Origin of the sequence: Anaerococcus marasmi (genome assembly GCF_900290195.1) — a bacterium.
Taxonomy (GTDB): Bacteria; Bacillota; Clostridia; order Tissierellales; family Peptoniphilaceae; genus Anaerococcus; species Anaerococcus marasmi.
Genome location: NZ_OLMF01000004.1, coordinates 626,657 through 645,293 on the forward strand (window position 1 = coordinate 626,657; position 18,637 = coordinate 645,293).

Consider the following 18,637-nt stretch of genomic DNA (forward strand, 5'->3'; position numbering starts at 1 on the left):
CATTATACCAATGTTTTCTACATAATCTATCCATTTTATCAAATAATTGCATTTTTTTATAAATATTTTCTATTCTAAATATTAATCAAAGATTCTTAGATATTATCCCACTTAGATTCGCTCTAATATGTATAATAATTATATTTTTCGATCTTTTTAGTTTTTTTATTTTCTTCTTCTAATATAGGCAAGACTTAATATAGATTTTTCTATAATTTAGGCTATAATCAAAACAACGGGAGGGCTTATGGATGATAAAAGAAAGCTTAAATTTATTTTTGTTGCATTTGCACTTTTATTGATATTAGGTACCTTTGGATACATGTTCCTGCTTAAGGTAAGCCTGGTAGATGCCTTATATATGACAGTGATTACCATATCGACTGTGGGTTTCGGCGAGGTCGGGACTACTAGTGCCTATTCAGAAATTTTTTCTGTGCTGATGATTTTTCTGGGAGTTGGTGTCGTGGGATACGCCTTTACCACGGTTGTTGCAATGCTCGTTGAAGGAAGGCTTGTAGATTTATGGAAGGGAAGCAAGATGGATAAGAAGATTTCTGCTCTAGATGAGCATTATATAATATGTGGGTCGGGAGAGCTTGCCGATGTGATTATTGATAAATTCATCAAGGAAAACTTAGATTTTCTTGTAATCACTGATGACAGGGCCGACCTAGATGATTACAGTCATAATAATATTTTGGTCATAGAAGGCCAAGCGACCGAGGAGGAAGTCCTCGAAAAGGCAGGCATATCAAAGGCAAAGGGCCTTATAGCAGCCCTTCCTTCAGAAGTTGATAATATAGTAACGGTCCTAACTGCTAGAAATCTCAACAAGGATATCTATATTATAGCCAATTCGACCTCTAAATCAGGTAGTCAAAAATTAATGAAAGTTGGAGCAAATAAGACCATGTCCGCCATAGAAATCAGTGGTAAGAGGATAGCATCCCTTATGATTAAGCCAAACATCATTTCCTTCTTGGATGTGGTGACCAAGGTCGGAGATATTGAGATGGACCTTGAGGAAGTCATTGTAAAGAAAGGCTCTTATCTAGAAAACAAAGACCTAATAGCCGCCCAGATTCCTAATAAAACTGGCCTCATAGTCCTTGCCATAAAGAGAAATAAAGATAAGAAAATGCTCTTCAATCCACCAGGAAACTACATCTTTGAGACCAACGATGTCCTTATAGTTCTTGGCAGAGAAGAGCAAGTAGAAAAGTTAAGACACTTAGGAGATGAAAGTAAAGAAGGCTAGTTTAGATGCTGCCTTCTTTTGTTGTTTAAGTTTTTCTTATAATTAGGATAAATATCATCAAAGCCTATTTATTTTGTTTAGGTCAATACTAATATCTATAAATTCACTAAGGCTTCTAAAAACTTGAAAAATCGCCGAACGAATGGCAAAGTCTTCGTGAGTTTGAGGAAGGTCTATCATCCTAAAGTGCTTATTCAAATATTCTATCCTTTCCTTGACCTTGATCATTTCGTTCGCATCTCCGAGCTTTTCTCCTGTATCGATTATTATGTCGGAAATTAGTTTACCTTCGTCATAGGCCCTTGGAATCTCCTTTAAGTCCTCGTACATTTCTTTTAGAAGGTCCATCTCTATTTGCCTGTGGCTTAAGTCTCTTAGGATATCCTTGCTATTATGGATTCTGTTATCATTTTCGACAATTGCAAGGTCCATGGCCTTTCCTATATCCGCTTCTAGCTTTCTTATCTTATCTTCATATATTTCTACGTCTAGTTGGTTGACTAGGATATTTCCGAAAAAGTTTAGAATGTCCTTGATGTCCCTATCTATATTATAAATCCATTCTTTAAGCTCATCCTGGCTTTCTGGTGCGTAGAGGTTGGTCAAGAAGGCAAAGCCTGTTCCTATAAGGACGAGGGCCAGCTCATTTTTTATTATAGAAGGATTAATTTGACCATAGCTTAGCAAGTGGGTGACGGTTACACTTGATGGGCCAAGTCCCAGTTCGATTTTTAATAATAAAGACAAGGGCACGAATAAGAGTAAGTAGATACCAAAAGCCCAAGTTTTGTAAGAAAATATTTCAAAGACTATGGCACCAATAGTAAATGCTAGGATTGCCGAAACCACCCTTTTAAGCCCTCCTTTGACAGTTGCTTTTCTAGTCTCAAATATATCGAGTATGGTGATGATTCCAGCAGAAGATGCGTAGTTAAGACCCAGGAAGCTTGCCAAGGATAGAGAAAGGCTAGCAGCTAGAGCTGTTTTTATAGTAGTGCTAATTATAGTTTTGTTCATGATGTCCCCTTGTAATTTATTTTTCACCTAGGTATTTAATATAAAGCTGGCAAGGATTATTCTCATCCCATAAACTAGGAAAGCACTCTAACTCCTTATATCCCATAGCCTTGTAGAAGTCATTGGTCTTATTATATTCTTCGTAAATGCCTCTCTTTACAGTCTTAACCTGAGCATAGGAAAAAGATAAAGACCTAGCTAAATCTTCAAAGGCTTTGATTAAAAGACTTCCAAGCCCCAGTCTATGGTATTTTTTCATAAGTCCCATTACAAAGATCTCAGCACAATACTTACTTGTTTCTTTCATTACTAAAAAGCCTGCTGGACTATCATCTACAAAAACAGCTAAAAATACCTTATCAAGGGATTCTTGTATGTACATCTCTCTACTTTCGGATATCCCAAACCAATCAGAAAGATCATCTAGGACTAATCTTCCTATCTTTTCTTTATCATTCTTATCTTTTATTTCAATTATTTTACTATTAATTTTAGCACTCCATAAGCTAATTGTAAATCTAGCTATAATGTATATTTTTATTTAACGATTGCGAGAGATTATTTCAGTCTACAGATAATCAAAGTAATCACTATAATCAATTAAACTTCATATAGCACTTTACTTCTACTAGCCTAAATAAAATCTAATCATATTATTTTTTAAAAAACTTCTTTTAAATGAAATTTAGAGTCTTAAATTTCTTAACTTATCTCATTTTTGTGTAAAATCGGCAGAAAAAAAGACCCCGAAGGGCCTTAGTATGTCATTTGTTTATGTAGTTGATTATTCTTGGTCGATTGCTTCTACAGGACATACTGCTGCACAAGAACCACAGTCTATACATGCGTCTGGGTCGATTTCGTAAGCTGCGTCTCCTTGAGAGATAGCTCCTACTGGACATTCACCTTCACATGATCCACATGAAATACATGTATTTTCATCTATTCTATAAGCCATAATTTTCCTCCTATTTGTTTATTTCTTATGTCTATAATATACAACACATGGAATTAAAAGTCAAGAATTTTTTTATATTTATTCTGATTTTAATTATAAAATGATAATTTATTCAAATTGATATTAATTATCATTTCTAGTATTCCATTTCCTTACATGAATAAGTCTCTTCAATTTCTTCATCAGTTCCTGTAAGCTTAACTCTTACCTTAGATTTTTCTCTAATATAATCGTTATTTAGAACCATACCATAACCATCTTCCGTTTTTACTTTTTGACCTTCTTTTGGCATTTTCTTCTTGCTGCATTTGTAGCATTCTTCTTCATAGGATAAACAGCACATGAGTCTACCACACATACCAGAAATCTTGCCTGGATCTAGGGTTATATCTTGGTCTTTGGCCATCTTTATGGACAGAGGTTTGAAGTCATTTAGAAATCTTCCACAACAGCATTTTTGCCCACAAGGACCTAGGTGTTCTATCATCTTGGCGTGATCTCTTACTCCAATTTGTCTAAGTTCAATCCTGTTTCTATAGATTGAGGCAAGATCTTTAACAAGAGATCTGAAGTCCACCCTATTTTCAGCCTTGAAGTAGAAGGTAATTTTGCTTCTGTCAAAGGTATATTTAGCATCTATTATCTTCATCTTTAGCCCATGGGCTGTGGCCTTTTCTTGGCAAAGACTTATTGCATTTTTGGCGTCTTGCTCGTTTTTGGCATAGTAATATAGGTCATCATGGGTTGCTTTTCTTAAAACCTTCGAAAGATTTCCCTTAGCTTCTGACTCGTCAACATCGACTAAGGCAACTTCTGCCATTTCCACTCCGTTGGATGTTTCTACTATTATCTTGTCCTTATATTCAAATTCATTTCCATTTGCATCGAAATGATATATCTTACCCGCTGGTCTAAATCTTATTCCTACGACTCTCAATCAGAAATTCCCCTCTCTAAATATATTAAATATGATCTTTTCTATGCTTAGATCATAATTAATATTTGTTCTTGCAGCATTTTGTATATCTTCTATCAAAAATATTGCTTTTTCTATTTCGTCTACTGAAATTTTCGGAAATTTTTTTAGCATATATTTTGTATTGTAATCTAGCTCATCTTTCTTATAATTGTAGCTTATAAGGTCCTGGTATACTTTGAGTAAGGCCTTATAGATGGTTTGTCTATCGTCCTTATATTTAGCAAAGAAGTCCTTATTCTTGTAGTATGTTTCTATCTTACCCTTATAGATATCAGATATTATTCCAAAGACCTTGTCCATGTCTATATCAAGTTCATTTTCTTCAGATTTTATTGGAATTATCTGACATCTTGACCTAATAGTTGCCAAAAGATTGTATCTATTGGTGCATGTAAAGATGATCTTTACATAATCTTTTAGCTCTTCCAGGCTTTTTAGCATGGCGTTAGACCCTTCTTGCCTTAAGTCCTGGGCGTTGTGGATTATATATATTTTAATCTTACCGTTGTAGGGTCTAAGATAGATATCCTTTAAGACCTGTCTGATAGTTTCTATATCTATTACTCCACCTTCTTTGTCAATCAGGTAAAGGTCAGGGTTGTTATCATAATCTAGGCCATAGTAGCTAAAAACTTCTTTTGCAAAATCAAGGGCAAAGGCCTTGTTAGCTTCTTCATTTTTTCCTTCAAAAATATAGGCGTTGGATAGACTATTTACATCTATCGCGCTTTCTTTAAAGCTCATAGTTGAATATATTTATCAACGTCAATTAGAAATATTGTAGCCCCGCCGACAGTTATATCTATTGGAACTGTGTTTGTCAAAAGTGAGCTTTCTGCTGTTGGGTTGATGATAGTTGTAGTTGTATCTCTCTTCTTGCAGTTTTTCTCTATGATGGAAAGGACTTCGTCTAGGTCTTCTTCCTCCACACCTATTAAGAGAGTTGTATTTCCCTTTTTGAGAAAACCACCTGTTGTAGCAAGTTTTGTAATCCTATATCCCTTATCTGTTAATGCATCAACCAAAAAGTTCACATCTGCATCTTGAACTATAGCTATAAGTAGTTTCATAGTATCTCCTCCAAAGATTTGTAAATTAAATCCATTACTTGATCAGTTACTTCCTCTATAGATTTTGTTGCATCTACCCTTTTTATATCATCCTTGTATCTTTCTGCTATATCTAGATAAGCATCAAATATCTTCTTGTGGAAGTCGAAGTCTTCACTTTCGAGCCTATCTGCTGAGAAGTTCGCTCTTTTTCTTACTAGAGCTGTCTTGTAGTCGATATCAAAGAATATGGTAAGGTCTGCCTTTATATTTTCTGTTGCAAAGTCATTAATTTCCTTTACCTTTTCTATTCCAAGTCCTCTCCCAACTCCCTGATAGAGGAGGGAACTTAGGACAAACCTATCACATATGACAAGCTTTCCTTCTTCAAGGCTTGGCCTAATCTCTTCTTCTATAAGTTGGGCCCTGCTTGCGGCAAATAGCAGACATTCGCACCTACTAGTCATTTTGTCATTGTCATTATCTATGATAATTTCTCTAATCTTCTCAGAGATTTTGGTTCCGCCTGGTTCTCTAAAGTCTAAGAATTCTATCTGATCTTTCTTAAGTCTCTTCTTTACTTTATTTATAACTGTTGTTTTTCCAGATCCATCAGGACCTTCAAATACTATTAGTTTTCCTGTCATGGTTTTATTATACCATATTAGGGAAAATTTAGCTTAGAAGATTTTCCTAAAGATAGCAAAAAAAAAAGACCGCGTGGCCTTTTTTAATCTTATTCTTCGTCTTCTGATTCACTTTCTTCAGTTTCATCAACTGTTGGAACGTCACTTGCGTCAGCTGCTTCTTCTTCGCCTTCTTCTGGAATTTCTTCCTCATTAGGTTCTTGTAGTGAGCAGATAACTTCGTCGTCCTCTTCAAGAATTGTGATATCGTCAACTTTTGCAATGTCAAGATCAGCTATTGTTCTAACATCACCGATTTGTAGATCGCTTACTTCAACGTCAGCTGTTTGAGGGATATATCTTGGTAGACATTCTACTTCAACAACGTCGATGTTTTGAACTAGTACTGATGGTTCAACTCTGATTTCATCTCTACCAACAAGAACAACTGGAACTTGTACTCTGATAGTTTCGTTTTGGTTAATTGCTTGGAAGTCAACGTGTAAAAATTGATTTTTGAATGCGTGATTTTGATATGCTTTGATAAGTACGTCTTTTTTCTCATCACCAAAATCTAATGTTATAATTGTTGATGTTCCAGCTTGTCTAAGTACTTTTTCAAAATCTCTAGCTGTTACTTGAACATTTATATTTTCTTCATCTTTGGCATAAACAACTCCTGGTACTAGTTCAGCTGCTCTTAGCTTGTTAACTTTGTTTTTACCAGTAGCTTCTCTTTTTTCTGCTTGTAAAACTAACTCTGCCATTTTGCCTCCTTATATATTCATACTGCTTAATTATACCTCATAAACATTTCATTTACAATGTTTTAGTTTCAATCAATACAATTCGGGTATATAAATTATGAAGATAATATATAGAAAGGAGTAACAATGTCAAGAAAAATTAAATTCGGTAGCGTTGAAGTGAGTGTAGATGGTGAAAAGCTCAAGGTTGGGGATATAGCCCCAGACTTTTTGGCTATTGATAATGAGCTAAACGAGTATTCGTCTAAAGAAGACGATGGTAAGATCAAACTAATATCAGTTATCCCATCTATAGATACATCAGTTTGCGAAATTCAAACTACAATGTTTACTAAGGCGAGAGAAAACCTATCGGATGACGTATCCCTTATCACTGTATCAAACGACTTACCTTTCGCTCAGGTGAGATTCTTAGAAGAGAAAGAAATAACAAACAATAAATTCGTATCAGATTACATTCACCATGACTTCTCAAAGAAATATTCAACCTTGATCAATGAACTCAAGCTTTTAAATAGGTCAGTTTTTGTAATTGATAAGGACAACAAAATCGCCTACGCAGAATATTTAGATCAAAATACTGATTTGCCAGATTATGAAAAAGCAATAGAAATCGTCAAAAGTTTAGAAAAATAAAGAATGGATAAGAATCTAAGTTAAAAGATTCTTATCCATTTTTAAATTAGAGATTCTAAGAGCATAAGTGTCGTAAGAGCTCCTATTCCCCTCTTATTTGTGAGAACTTCTATATCCATACCCTCCAAGCTCTTATAGTCCACATCGCCTATAATTTTGCCATCTAGATAGGTCGTACCTACATCTACAACAAGCATCCCTTCTGTAAAATAAGTCTTGTCATAAAAATTAGCCTTTCCTATAGCTGAAATAAATATATCAGCATTCTTTATAAGATCTTTTTGATTTGCTGTATGACGGGTTATGATTGTAACAGTCGCATATTTAGTTAGTAAATTCATTGCTAATGGCTTTCCTATAGTTGTAGTCTTATTTGAAATCGCTATATTCTTACCCTTAAGGCTAGAGTATTTCTCTTCTAGAAATCTTACTATTGCTCTAGCTGTTTGAGGAAGACTTTCTGTAGATCCCTCCATAGCATGACCTTGGGCTTTGTAGGTGAAGGCATCAAGATCCTTGATTTCAATATTATCCTTAAGAAGGGCTAAGTCTTTCCCATCTCCAAAAGGCGCAAGTATTATATAGCCATCTTCCTTATCATAGGAATTGATATATGCTAAGATTTCTTCTGGCTTTTCTGTAGTAAATTCATAGTCCACATATTCGATAGCAAACTTTTCACATCTTTTAATTATTGCCTTCTTATAGTGTAGGACTTCACTAGTGGGATTTTTGGATAAGAGCAAAATCTTATTAGTAAACTTATGGCTTGTAAGTTTATCTACCAAGGTATCTTTAATACCATCTGTATTTAATGTTTTCATTTTACCTCCATAAAAAAACCCCAACTAGGCTAAACCTAATCGGGATAATTTAAAAATTATTAATATATTCTTCTAGCTCCTACAAATGCATTTTGGAAGCTTCCATTGTATACATTGTCATATCTAACGCCTGTTGCAGGTGTAGATGCATGGACGAAGGTACCATCAGAATTTACTACGATTCCTACGTGGTCAATTCCGCCGCCACCATATGAGAAGAATACTAAGTCTCCTGCTTGAAGATTAGATGAATCTACAGCATAACCACTTGAGTATTGGGCTGCTGATTGGTGTGGGATGGATATTCCCATTTGGCCATATACATAAGATGTAAGGCCTGAACAGTCAAAGCCTACTCCTGGGTTGGCAGAACCCCATACATATGGACTACCTACAAATTGTGTTGCAAGATCTGCCGCACTTAGGCCAGATCCACTATAGGCTGGTGCTGAAGCTTGTTCTACTTCTTGAACTTCTTCGTTAGCTTCAGCTGCTTCTTCTTTCACTTCTTCCTTAGCTACTTCAGTGTCAGATAGGAAGTCTATTGATACATATCCTTTTTGACCGTTATAGTCGACTTCTAACCAACCGTTAGAAGCTTCGCCTTCTATCCAATCACCTTTTCTAACAGACCCTATTATACTACCGTCTCCTGCACTAGATCTAACATTTAGAACTGATGTATTAACCCATCCTGTATAATAGTATGATTGGGCAGCTTGAGCTTGTCTTTCTTCTTCAGCTCTTCTAGCTTCTTCAGCTTTCCTAGCCTCTTCGGCCTCTTTTGCTTCTTGAGCTTTCCTAGCCTCTTCAGCTTTTCTTGCTTCTTCAGCCTTCTTAGCTTCTTCGGCTTTTTTTGCTTCTTCAGCTTTCTTAGCTTCTTCGGCTTTTCTTGCTTCTTCAGCCTTCTTAGCTTCTTCGGCTTTTCTTGCTTCCTCAGCTTTTTTAGCTTCTTCAGCTTTTCTTGCTTCCTCTGCTTTCTTAGCCTCTTCAGCCTCTTTTGCTTCTTGGGCTTTCTTAGCTTCTTCAGCCTCTTCTTTTTCATTTAGTTCATTTACTAAATCTAATGGATAAACATCTGAAAGGAATTCTTCGTTTACATATCCTAATTCAGTCTTTAGGAATCCGTCTTCTAGAACTCCTTCTATTTCATCGCCAGCTCTAAGAGAAGAAACGATATTATTTTCGTCCATATTCTTGGTGCTTCTTACGTTAAGAACTTCTGTATTAACGTATTTTACAACAGTAGGCTCTTTTTCTTCTTCCTTATCAGATTCTTCTGTTATTTCTTCGCTAGCTTCATTTTCTTCGTTAGCTTTCTCTTTAGAAACTTCTTCTTTCTCGACTTTTTCCTCAGTTTCTTCCTTGACCTCAGCTTTTTCATCCTTTTTTTCAGGAACTTCTTCGCTTGCTTCTACTTTTTTAGCTGCTGTTACCTCAACTACAGCATCTCTTGCTGCATTTTCTACTAATTTATCTAAGTCAGATTTTACTTCTGTTTTTTCTTCTTTGGCTGGTTTGGCCTCTTTAGCAATTTTTGTATTCTTTACATCTTCAGTATATTCAGATTTCACTAGATCATAATCAGAATAGCTTTCTGTGTAATTCGCTTCTGTAATTAGCGAATTTGTATGTTGATCTTGGTCTAAATTGTCAATTGTAGTAGCATATGCACTCGCACCTGCTGTAACTGCAGCTATAACTGATAGCATAGCTCCTATATTTTTTTTATTCATCAAGTCCTCCATAATCTATGTAATGAATCTTATTTTGATAATGTTTCTGTTTTGAAATCTGTATACATTTTATATCTTTTTAACAAAAGTGTCAAGAATTTGTTACAAAAAAATTACACTTTTTAGATAGATTTTTAGATTTATTGACCAAAATCCATAAAATAACCAATAAAACTAAAAAATAGTTCTAAAAAATGTAATTCTTCCTAACATTTTCTCCATAATTAGTTACAAAAATGTTAATGCTATGTAGAAGAGCAAATCTATAAGCCGTGTTCTGTCTTGGATAATCATCTGTCTAGGCTTATTGTTGCCAATAAGCTCAAGCGAACAACCATACCGGACCGTGCCGAGCAGGCATCCTACTGTCCCTTCGTTCTTGCACCGGATGGGGTTTACATAGCCTGTCTATCACTAGACAGCTGGTGAGCTCTTACCTCGCCATTCCAACCTTACCAGAAAATCTGGCGGTATACTTTCTGTTGCACTTGCCTGAGGATCACTCCTACTTGACGTTATCAAGCATCCTCGCTCTGTGGTGCACGGACTTTCCTCGTGAATTAACCCGCGATTACCCGATTTACTCCTCCTAGATTATACTTTTTTTCTTCTAAAAAACAACTAGTAAAACTTCCTAAAGCTATCACCTTTTGAAAATGTCATTACATTTCCATCGAAGATTTCCTCTATATCCTTTTGAAGCTTATAGATAATATGATTTTCACTTGCGAAATGCCCTACATCACAGATTATGATTCCTTCATTAGCAAGGTCCATACCGTCGTGGTATTTCACATCCCCTGTAATCATCATATCACAAGAAATTTCTAGGGCATCTCTTATAAGATCGCTCCCTGCTCCACCGCAGACTCCAATCTTTTTAACCTTCTTGGATGTATCACCGTAGACTACAAGGCCTGTTGCCTTAAGTTTATCTTTCATTTCTCTGATAAATTGGTCAGCATCCTTTTCTTCGATGAAGCCATATCGGCCAAGTCCAAGGTCTTTTCCCTTTTCAAGGACCCTAGTCTTATCTATTTCCAAAATCTTACATAGATTATCATTTACCCCGCCCCCTGCTATATCAAGGTTGGTATGAAAGGCGTAGACTGTTATATCGTTTTTGACACAAGTATTTAATCTTTTATAAAATCTCCTACTAAAATCGATGGACTTAGCTCCATTAAACAAATATGGATGGTGGGTTATGATTAGATTGCAGTCATTAGCTATAGCCTCTTTAATTCCTTCTTCCTCAAGATCTAGAGAAACTAAGACATTTTTTACATGATCTTCCGGATTTCCTATTTGAAGGCCAGAGTTATCCCATTCTTCTTGGAGAGAAAAAGGGTATTTCTTTTCCAAATTTTCTATTAATTCTCTAATTTCCATATATTTTCTATCTCCTTAATAGCTTTAAGTTTCTCGTCAATTTTCTCAAGGCTCTTTTTATCATTTGATTTAGCAAGAATATCTTCTCTAAATTTCTGGTTTTTCTTACGGTCGATTTCAAGCTTTTCTTTTATGATTTGACTCTTGTTTTTTATATCATCCTTACCATAGTAGATTTCTGAAAGCTTAAGTGGCTTAGACTTGGAAAATCTTGTCTTTATGATATCGTAGTACTTCTTATTTTCAAAACTTAGAAAATCATTCATTATCTCGAAGTCATTATCTATCAAAAAAAGTCTAAGCTTTTCGGTGTTGATATTGCTTGCAAGAATCAGGTAATCGAGATTTTGAGCAAAGTCCATAGATTCTTCTATTATATCTATAATGGTATTTGCTCCCATGCCTGCGATTACGGCGACTTGTCCCTCTTTTTTATCAATACCCTTAAATCCATCTGTAACCATGGTTTGTATATGAATTTTGCTATCAGAATCCAAGACGCTTCTTAATTTATCTAGAGACTTCTCTGATATATCTGTCGCCAAAATTTCTTTGCTTATTCCGTTTTTTGCTAAATATAAAGGAACTAATCCATGATCAGTTCCTATATCTATAACTTTTTTATTTTTATCTATTAGACTTATAATATCTAACAATCTTTTTTTATCTTCCATTATAAAAAATCTTTCAATAATTCACTTTTGTTTGGAGATTTAAGCTTCCTTAGGGCCTTGGCCTCTATTTGTCTTATCCTCTCCCTAGTTACGTCAAATTCCTTGCCTACTTCTTCAAGGGTCCTTGGTGTCCCATCGATTAGTCCAAATCTTAATTGGAGGACACGTTTTTCCCTAGCACCAAGGCAAGATAGAACGTCATTTAATTGCTCACGAAGCATAGTATAGTTTGCTGCTTCACCAGGATCGATCGCACTATCATCCTCTATGAAATCTCCTAAGTGGGAATCATCCTCCTCACCTATTGGAGTTTCTAAGGAAACTGGTTCTTGGGATATTTTTCTTATCTCTCGAACCTTCTCTACTTCTAGTCCCATCTGCTCAGCAATCTCTTCGTTTGAAGGATCCCTACCCAAATCTTGAACTAACTGCCTTTGGATTCTTACGAGTTTGTTTATTGTTTCTACCATGTGGACTGGAATTCTTATAGTCCTTGCCTGATCTGCTATAGCACGGGTAATAGCCTGTCTAATCCACCAGGTAGCATAGGTTGAGAATTTGAAGCCTCTGTTGTAATCGTACTTGTCAACTGCCTTCATAAGTCCCATATTTCCTTCTTGGATTAGGTCTAAAAAGCTCATGCCACGGCCAACATATTTTTTGGCAATAGAAACTACAAGTCTAAGGTTTGTTTCTGCAAGTTTCTGCTTTGCTCTTTTTGAATTAACTACAGCTCTTTTTAAATCTAGAATATCCTCATCACTTAAATCTTCGTCATTAATCACCTTGTAGGCAAGATCTCTTAGGGCAATAGTTTCTTCTATCTCCCTTAGCTCATCATTATCTAAGGCGATATTTTCAGAAATCTTTTTAGCCCTCTGACTTGTGATAATAAAATCTTCTAGAATCATACTATCATTGGTCTTTATATGCTCTTTGTTGGCAGCTTTTGATAGAATATCATTAAATGATAGATAGATTAAATTAACTATCTCATCTGACTCAGTAATGTTAAGCATATGGTCAAAGGAATCAAAAAGATCACAAAGAGAATTGGCCTTACTTCTGTCGAGTACATTATCGCTTACGGCATTTTCTGCTATATTACAGATTAATACTCTTGCCTTTAGTTCCTCTAGGACTTCTTTATCCATATCTTTGTCCATAATTTCTCTAAAAAGCTCGCCCATGCTGATAAGTCCTCTTATCTCTTCGTAGCTTTTCTTATCAAGACTTCCATTTTCTACAATCTTTTCGTTGGATACCTTGAGTACCTTAGCAAGATCTCCAAAGAATATATCATTTGCAAGTTTAGTCTTGTTTTGCTTGTTAAACTTAACCCCTTCTAGTTTCTTTCTAGCAATCTCGCCCATTTCCATCCTGCGAGCAAGTATTATCTCTTCTGTCGCTGTAAGAAGGTCTACCTTACCAATTTCCTTAAGATACATCTTTACAGGGTCATCAACTTTAACTCCAGCCATAATATCTACAGATTTCTTGATACCTTCTTCTATCTTCTCCTCGTCGATATCGTCTTCGTCGTCATCATCTATTTCATCATCTAAATCATCCGTTTCTTCCTCTTCTTCAAGAACTGTTTCAGATTTTTCGACGATTTCTATACCTAAACTTATAATCTGATTTATAACAAACTTTTTGCTATCATCTTCCATTTCCTTGAAGTTTTCGAATGTATTTATCTGAGAATAGGTAATCAATCCATCTTGAGACTCGCTCATAGACTGAAATTCTTCTATTATTTCTTTTAGAACATCATCATCGAGCAACTTACTGTCATCGCTTGTCATCAATACTCCCCTTACTTCTAAAGACTATCTCTTCTTTAATCTCTTAAGTTCTCTCTTCCTATTGTAGAGAATTATCTTCCTTTTTAATTCCTCTGCCATTATGGGATTTGTATTATCTCTGATATAATCCAGAATATACTTATAGTCCTCATCTGAAAGATCGAACTTACTAACATCCTTTTCTTTTAAAAAAGTCTTAACATTGTTTATCTTCTCATTTTCTATAGCCTTATCAAAAAAGTCTCTGTCCTTCTCGTAATCAGACCTCTGATTGAAAAACAATCTTAAAACTTCCAACTCATTTATTCTAAAGTTCTTATTAGAACTTTCTACTATGATTTTTTCTTTCTTACTAAACTTATCCTTATTCTTATCTCTTAAGTCAGTATCTCTATTATACCTTGAAACAGCTTGTTTTAAAGTAGTCTTGTCTATGTCAAATAGCTTGCTTACGTTGTTTATAAAGATTTCTTGAGTCAATTCCTGTTTAATAGATGCTAGAAAATCAACGAACAAATTTAGCTTATCAAACCTCTCTGCGGGCTTTGCCGAACTATATTCATCTAGGATTTTATTGTATTCATAATTGTAAGAATCCTGGGCATTGTTAATTTTTTCCTCAAAGGCATCTTTACCCTTACTCTTTATGAAATCATCCGGGTCATTGCCATCATCTAAGACAATTACACTTGGGTTAACTCCTATTTCGTGAAAAATCTTAATAGCCTTCTCAGTCGCCTTAACTCCAGCATTATCCTGGTCATAGCAAATATATATATCATCAGAATATCTCTTCATTAGCTTGGCCTGATCTATAGTAAGTGCCGTTCCTAAAGATGCTACAGCAATGTCTAGACCGTGGTTATTAAGAGCTATCACATCCATATAGCCTTCTACAAGTATAAGCTCTTTTCTCTTTTGCCTCTTATAGACATTTAGGCCGTAGAGATTGTATCTTTTCTTAAAGATGCTAGATTCTGGTGAATTAAGATACTTTGGCATCTGGCCTGATACAGCTCTTCCCCCAAATCCAATAACCTTACCAAAATGATTTATAATAGGAAATATAATCCTATCCCTATACTTATCATAGTAATTACCCTTAGAGGACTTCTTGATAAGTCCAATCTCCTCCAGGTCCTTTTCGCTATAATTGTTCTTTCTTATATAGGAATACAAATCATCCCATGAATCTTTCGCATAACCTAGCATAAAGGTATTTACAATCTTACTAGATAGACCACGATTTTTAAGATAGGCCTGGGCTTTTCTGTCAGTTAATAGATTCTTGTAGAAAAACATCATAATATCTTTATTGATATCGAAAAGTTCCTTATTCTTTTTATTTACTCCAGGATCTTCGGTGTAGTCTATGCTAATACCTGCCTTATCCGCAAGAAATTTGAGGCTTTCTGGATATGAAAGTCCTTCTTTTTGCATTATAAAAGAAACAACATCTCCTCCTGCTCCACAGCCGAAGCAGTGAAAAAGTTGTTTCTTCTCATCTACCGTGAAAGATGGTGTTTTCTCATTATGGAAGGGGCACAGACCCTTAAAGGATGAGCCAGCTCTTTTTAGATCAACATACTCACCTATAATATCAACTATATTTGAGCTTTCTAGTATTTGATTTATCTTACTATCAGAAATTAAACTCATATCATCACCTAAAAAGACTATACTAAACTTGTATTATATTTCAATTTCATAAAATCTAGAAAAATGCAAATAATTTTTTTCTCGTTATATTTGTCTTTGAAATTATTGGCTTAAGATTTGTCATAGGACCTATCTTTATGATAAGATATATAAAAGATTGGCTACTAATTCTGATGTAATTAAGAACCAATAACAGGGGAAATTATGGAAAATATAAACGAAAATATACTTGAGTCTAGTATCTTTAAGAATGATATAGAAATAAAGATTTTGGATGCTAATGAAAGCTTATTGACTAATGAAAATAGCTCTAGAATTCAGTTTCATCCCTTCATATACTTTTACTACATAGTAAACGGAAGTGGAACCTTTTTTATAGAAAATGATTCAATAAAAGTAAATAAAAATGATTTAATTATAATAAATTCAAATGTCGGTCACAATATTTATGTCGATGAAGACGAGTATGCTGTAAAGACCTTAGGATTCGGTCTTGAAAGCATTGGGCTAACTTCCCACCTAGAAGAAGTCCATTCAGAAGAAGAATTGGATCTTGATAACTTTTTCCACATAACTTGGGATGGCAAAGAGACAAAACTTAAGGAAATCTTTACTAAAATCGTCGAAGAATTCCACTCGGATCGTATGTATTCAAAGACCTTGGCTGATGCCTTGGCTTCTTATTTTCTTATTAATTTCTTAAGAGATTTTAAGGATAAAATAGAAGTTGTTCACGATATAAATATTAATAGACAAATTGATTACATAAAAAGCTATATAGACAACAATTACTCACTCGACCTAAGTTTGGAAGGCCTTTCTAATATGGCCTATATGAATAAGTTCCACCTCATAGGAGAATTCAAGCAAGCCTACAGGGTAACTCCTATAGAATACCTCATCCTTAAAAGAATCGAGGTATCCAAAGGTCTTTTGATCTCAACAAATCACTCTATGGAAACAATCGCTGAAATCGTAGGCTTTAATTCTCAATCTTATTTCAATCAAGTCTTTAGGAAAAAGGTAGGCATAACACCTTCCCAATTCAGAAAAAAACACAGACTATAAAAACCCAAATCCATTTTTAGGATTTGGGTCTTTTCTAATTTTCTTCAATTCTTACTCTTGTAACTACACCATCATCAACTGACAAGATTCTATAAACATAAGCTCCATACACTATAGTGGTGTTCTCATGAATTTCACTAATTTTTTCCTTATCTGCGAGCTCATATATAAGACCTCCCAATGTGTGGGTCATTGTTGGAAGATTTAGCTTATATTCCTTGTTGAGTTTTTCAATCGACATAGATGCATCAAATGTATTATCAAGCTTTGCTATAAGATTCTTATCTGATAAGATAAACTTCATCACAGCAAAAATTATGGCAACAGAAACAGTTCCTATCAAAATATCTGTCAGACCTTGTGAATAAACAAGCATCTTCCTTGCTATCACGAAAAGAATCAAAGTTAGAATTGATTCATGACTTCTAGTAATAATCATAGCTATTAGCTCTATTCCTACAATTAGGAGCAAGGCATGCTTTAAGAATTCATTCATTAATAAATAGGAGTTTTGGAGGTGTTCTACCCTTAATATCTCAACTATATATCCAATAAGTTTAGGTATACCAGAGCAGACTCCCAAAATCACTATCAAACATATTACGATTTCAATAGCATTTGCCGACTTATCTATTAATTCATTTGCTTTTGTATGTTTCATTAGTATTCTACATCTTGGGTATATTCACTGCTTGCATTCCAAATCAAAAATTCCTCTTGACCAGAATCATATATGGCCTGGATTTGAGCTTCAACTGCATCCTTATCATATTCCATCCAGTTACCCTCACCTATCCAACTTGCAGTAAAATCTTGGATCCAAGGACGTGATAGTGGCGGATGGTCAAGTTTTGATAGGTAATCTTGCTCCGCTTCTAGATATCTTTTCACAAGTTCATAAGGTTCAAGGTCAGGCTTTTCTATATCAAAAGAGTTAAAGCCCCAGTGGGAAGGATAAATCATAGAAGATATAACATCGGTTTGATTGCTCATCTCACCAAAATCTTGTCCTATACCATCTGCTCTTTCAACCTGAAGAGCGTAGCCAAATACGTCAATAGATATAGGAACGCCATCTTCTTGAAGCTCTTCCCTAGCCCTTTGGACAAAACCTGTAATTGCTGCGACTCTCTTATCGCCTTCTTCCATATTCTTATCTTCAAATTCTCCCCTAGGATAGTCTAGAGTATCACCAAAGGTCTCAAATCCTTCAGCAAACCTTACATAGTCAAACTGAACCTCATCAAAGCCAGCTTCGGCTGCAAGTTTAGCAATTTTTATATCGTAGTCTTGGACTTCTCTTAGGAAAGGATTCATAAAAGCCTCACCATGGCCATTCTTCCACAAAGAACCATCATCTAGGGTAAAGCCCCAGTCAGGATGTTTTTCTGTAATGATAGAATCCTTGAAGGTAGTTACCCTGCCGATAACATAAATTCCCTTATCGTGCATTTCTTTTATAAAGTCTTTTGGATTTATAATATCAATACTCGCATACTTAATATCTGGATCATCAGTATCAAAATCCATCGTGACATTACCCCAGTCGTCTTTTATATCGACTACGATTGAATTAAGTCTAGTGTTTTCTAACATATCCATTATTTTGTTGTAAACTTCAGGATTGTTTATGGAATATGTATTGAAATACAAACCCTTAACCCCATCTTTAGGATAATATTTACTCTTCTTATCCTTAAGGGAATGTAGCCTTGAAGTGTCGTAGTCCATATTATAATCATCAGGAGTAACTCCTACTTCATAAGGTACTCCAATTTCCTTATCGACAGCATCATTGACCAAGCCCTTGCTATCGGCCTTATCATCTTTCTTCTTAGAATCATCTTCATTTTCGATACTCTCTTCGCTCTTTTTATTTTCGCGAGTCTCACTGCTTTTGCTCGTCTCTTTAGAGCAAGCAGTGAAAATAAGAGCAAGAGTCATCAAAAAAGAAATGATTAACTTTTTATTCTTCATCTAAGCTCCTTAAAGAATAAGAGCGAACCAAACGGTCCGCCCCTATGAACTTTTAATTTTTAGTTTTATCTTAAAATAAAATGCTTCGCATTTTTCACCCTTACATGATATCCTCTCAAAGGTCATTCCATGACCTTTTATCTTAGTTTTTCGGACTCAGCATAAGCCCGTCCGGCTCATTGAGGACTTCGTCTCGAAAATGAAAA

19 protein-coding genes and 1 other RNA gene are annotated in these 18,637 nt (G+C 35.1%); 3 read left to right on the forward strand and 17 right to left on the reverse strand.

Annotation, left to right across the window (positions count from 1 at the left end; genetic code table 11):
• Positions 1-247: 247 nt before the first annotated feature.
• Positions 248-1,261, forward strand: coding sequence for a potassium channel family protein (locus C7D97_RS03320; protein WP_105300711.1), 1,014 nt, complete (start codon positions 248-250; stop codon positions 1,259-1,261).
• Positions 1,262-1,318: 57 nt separating this feature from the next.
• Here the strand turns inward: C7D97_RS03320 and C7D97_RS03325 are convergent, their stop codons facing one another.
• The 8 genes from C7D97_RS03325 to C7D97_RS03360 all read right to left on the reverse strand — a co-directional run bounded on the left by C7D97_RS03325 (position 1,319) and on the right by C7D97_RS03360 (position 6,657).
• Positions 1,319-2,278: an aromatic acid exporter family protein gene (locus C7D97_RS03325; protein WP_105300712.1), complete on the reverse strand. Its 960-nt coding sequence runs from the start codon at positions 2,276-2,278 to the stop codon at positions 1,319-1,321.
• Between the two features lie 16 nt (positions 2,279-2,294).
• On the reverse strand, positions 2,295-2,819 hold the full coding sequence (locus tag C7D97_RS03330) for a GNAT family N-acetyltransferase (protein WP_476692329.1): 525 nt from the start codon (positions 2,817-2,819) through the stop codon (positions 2,295-2,297).
• Between the two features lie 243 nt (positions 2,820-3,062).
• The gene (locus C7D97_RS03335) at positions 3,063-3,236 is read right to left on the reverse strand and encodes an indolepyruvate ferredoxin oxidoreductase subunit alpha (protein ID WP_105300714.1); all 174 of its coding nucleotides are present in this window, start codon (positions 3,234-3,236) and stop codon (positions 3,063-3,065) included.
• Positions 3,237-3,372: 136 nt separating this feature from the next.
• Positions 3,373-4,173, reverse strand: coding sequence for a PSP1 domain-containing protein (locus C7D97_RS03340; protein ID WP_105300715.1), 801 nt, complete (start codon positions 4,171-4,173; stop codon positions 3,373-3,375).
• On the reverse strand, positions 4,174-4,959 hold the full coding sequence (locus C7D97_RS03345) for a DNA polymerase III subunit delta (RefSeq protein ID WP_105300716.1): 786 nt from the start codon (positions 4,957-4,959) through the stop codon (positions 4,174-4,176).
• Positions 4,956-5,285, reverse strand: coding sequence for a cyclic-di-AMP receptor (locus C7D97_RS03350; RefSeq protein ID WP_105300717.1), 330 nt, complete (start codon positions 5,283-5,285; stop codon positions 4,956-4,958). The genes C7D97_RS03345 and C7D97_RS03350 overlap by 4 nt, the downstream gene beginning before the upstream one ends.
• Entirely contained in the window at positions 5,282-5,911 is a 630-nt protein-coding gene (gene tmk, locus C7D97_RS03355) for a dTMP kinase (RefSeq protein WP_105300718.1), read from the reverse strand. Before tmk ends, C7D97_RS03350 begins: the two co-directional genes overlap by 4 nt.
• An 89-nt stretch (positions 5,912-6,000) precedes the next feature.
• On the reverse strand, positions 6,001-6,657 hold the full coding sequence (locus tag C7D97_RS03360; RefSeq protein ID WP_105300719.1) for a 50S ribosomal protein L25: 657 nt from the start codon (positions 6,655-6,657) through the stop codon (positions 6,001-6,003).
• A gap of 126 nt (positions 6,658-6,783) precedes the next feature.
• On the opposite strand from C7D97_RS03360, the gene tpx reads away from it, so the two are divergent.
• Positions 6,784-7,293 (forward strand): thiol peroxidase, encoded by a 510-nt coding sequence (tpx, locus tag C7D97_RS03365; RefSeq protein WP_105300720.1) that lies wholly within the window; start codon positions 6,784-6,786, stop codon positions 7,291-7,293.
• A 41-nt stretch (positions 7,294-7,334) separates the two neighbouring features.
• Here the strand turns inward: tpx and C7D97_RS03370 are convergent, their stop codons facing one another.
• The 7 genes from C7D97_RS03370 to dnaG form a co-directional block, all read right to left on the reverse strand.
• Complete coding sequence (locus C7D97_RS03370; protein WP_105300721.1) at positions 7,335-8,117, reverse strand: bifunctional 5,10-methylenetetrahydrofolate dehydrogenase/5,10-methenyltetrahydrofolate cyclohydrolase; 783 nt, start codon at positions 8,115-8,117, stop codon at positions 7,335-7,337.
• A 59-nt stretch (positions 8,118-8,176) separates the two neighbouring features.
• On the reverse strand, positions 8,177-9,853 hold the full coding sequence (locus C7D97_RS03375) for a C40 family peptidase (RefSeq protein WP_105300722.1): 1,677 nt from the start codon (positions 9,851-9,853) through the stop codon (positions 8,177-8,179).
• A gap of 250 nt (positions 9,854-10,103) precedes the next feature.
• An RNA gene (rnpB, locus tag C7D97_RS03380) (RNase P RNA component class A) lies at positions 10,104-10,440 on the reverse strand.
• A 34-nt stretch (positions 10,441-10,474) separates the two neighbouring features.
• The gene (locus C7D97_RS03385) at positions 10,475-11,245 is read right to left on the reverse strand and encodes a Nif3-like dinuclear metal center hexameric protein (protein ID WP_105300723.1); all 771 of its coding nucleotides are present in this window, start codon (positions 11,243-11,245) and stop codon (positions 10,475-10,477) included.
• Complete coding sequence (locus tag C7D97_RS03390; protein WP_105300724.1) at positions 11,227-11,919, reverse strand: tRNA (adenine(22)-N(1))-methyltransferase; 693 nt, start codon at positions 11,917-11,919, stop codon at positions 11,227-11,229. The genes C7D97_RS03385 and C7D97_RS03390 overlap by 19 nt, the downstream gene beginning before the upstream one ends.
• Complete coding sequence (gene rpoD / locus C7D97_RS03395; protein ID WP_105300725.1) at positions 11,919-13,727, reverse strand: RNA polymerase sigma factor RpoD; 1,809 nt, start codon at positions 13,725-13,727, stop codon at positions 11,919-11,921. The genes C7D97_RS03390 and rpoD overlap by 1 nt, the downstream gene beginning before the upstream one ends.
• 24 nt (positions 13,728-13,751) lie before the next feature.
• On the reverse strand, positions 13,752-15,386 hold the full coding sequence (gene dnaG, locus C7D97_RS03400) for a DNA primase (protein ID WP_105300726.1): 1,635 nt from the start codon (positions 15,384-15,386) through the stop codon (positions 13,752-13,754).
• Between the two features lie 204 nt (positions 15,387-15,590).
• Here dnaG and C7D97_RS03405 point away from each other — a divergent pair, with 204 nt between their 5' ends.
• Complete coding sequence (locus C7D97_RS03405; protein ID WP_105300727.1) at positions 15,591-16,454, forward strand: AraC family transcriptional regulator; 864 nt, start codon at positions 15,591-15,593, stop codon at positions 16,452-16,454.
• Between the two features lie 34 nt (positions 16,455-16,488).
• On the opposite strand, the gene C7D97_RS03410 is transcribed toward C7D97_RS03405, so the two are convergent.
• Together C7D97_RS03410 and C7D97_RS03415 are read right to left on the reverse strand one after the other, a co-directional pair.
• Positions 16,489-17,115: a transporter associated domain-containing protein gene (locus C7D97_RS03410; protein WP_105300728.1), complete on the reverse strand. Its 627-nt coding sequence runs from the start codon at positions 17,113-17,115 to the stop codon at positions 16,489-16,491.
• Positions 17,115-18,431: a putative glycoside hydrolase gene (locus tag C7D97_RS03415; RefSeq protein WP_105300729.1), complete on the reverse strand. Its 1,317-nt coding sequence runs from the start codon at positions 18,429-18,431 to the stop codon at positions 17,115-17,117. The genes C7D97_RS03410 and C7D97_RS03415 overlap by 1 nt, the downstream gene beginning before the upstream one ends.
• Between the last annotated feature and the right edge of the window lie 206 nt (positions 18,432-18,637).

Coding starts and splice junctions, on each gene's coding strand:
- C7D97_RS03320 (WP_105300711.1), top strand. CDS start 248: ATGGATGATAAAAGAAAGCTTAAATTTATTTTTGTTGCATTTGCACTT.
- C7D97_RS03325 (WP_105300712.1), bottom strand. CDS start 2,278: ATGAACAAAACTATAATTAGCACTACTATAAAAACAGCTCTAGCTGCT.
- C7D97_RS03335 (WP_105300714.1), bottom strand. CDS start 3,236: ATGGCTTATAGAATAGATGAAAATACATGTATTTCATGTGGATCATGT.
- C7D97_RS03345 (WP_105300716.1), bottom strand. CDS start 4,959: ATGAGCTTTAAAGAAAGCGCGATAGATGTAAATAGTCTATCCAACGCC.
- C7D97_RS03350 (WP_105300717.1), bottom strand. CDS start 5,285: ATGAAACTACTTATAGCTATAGTTCAAGATGCAGATGTGAACTTTTTG.
- tmk (WP_105300718.1), bottom strand. CDS start 5,911: ATGACAGGAAAACTAATAGTATTTGAAGGTCCTGATGGATCTGGAAAA.
- C7D97_RS03360 (WP_105300719.1), bottom strand. CDS start 6,657: ATGGCAGAGTTAGTTTTACAAGCAGAAAAAAGAGAAGCTACTGGTAAA.
- tpx (WP_105300720.1), top strand. CDS start 6,784: ATGTCAAGAAAAATTAAATTCGGTAGCGTTGAAGTGAGTGTAGATGGT.
- C7D97_RS03370 (WP_105300721.1), bottom strand. CDS start 8,117: ATGAAAACATTAAATACAGATGGTATTAAAGATACCTTGGTAGATAAA.
- C7D97_RS03375 (WP_105300722.1), bottom strand. CDS start 9,853: ATGAATAAAAAAAATATAGGAGCTATGCTATCAGTTATAGCTGCAGTT.
- C7D97_RS03385 (WP_105300723.1), bottom strand. CDS start 11,245: ATGGAAATTAGAGAATTAATAGAAAATTTGGAAAAGAAATACCCTTTT.
- C7D97_RS03390 (WP_105300724.1), bottom strand. CDS start 11,919: ATGGAAGATAAAAAAAGATTGTTAGATATTATAAGTCTAATAGATAAA.
- rpoD (WP_105300725.1), bottom strand. CDS start 13,727: ATGACAAGCGATGACAGTAAGTTGCTCGATGATGATGTTCTAAAAGAA.
- dnaG (WP_105300726.1), bottom strand. CDS start 15,386: ATGAGTTTAATTTCTGATAGTAAGATAAATCAAATACTAGAAAGCTCA.
- C7D97_RS03405 (WP_105300727.1), top strand. CDS start 15,591: ATGGAAAATATAAACGAAAATATACTTGAGTCTAGTATCTTTAAGAAT.
- C7D97_RS03410 (WP_105300728.1), bottom strand. CDS start 17,115: ATGAAACATACAAAAGCAAATGAATTAATAGATAAGTCGGCAAATGCT.
- C7D97_RS03415 (WP_105300729.1), bottom strand. CDS start 18,431: ATGAAGAATAAAAAGTTAATCATTTCTTTTTTGATGACTCTTGCTCTT.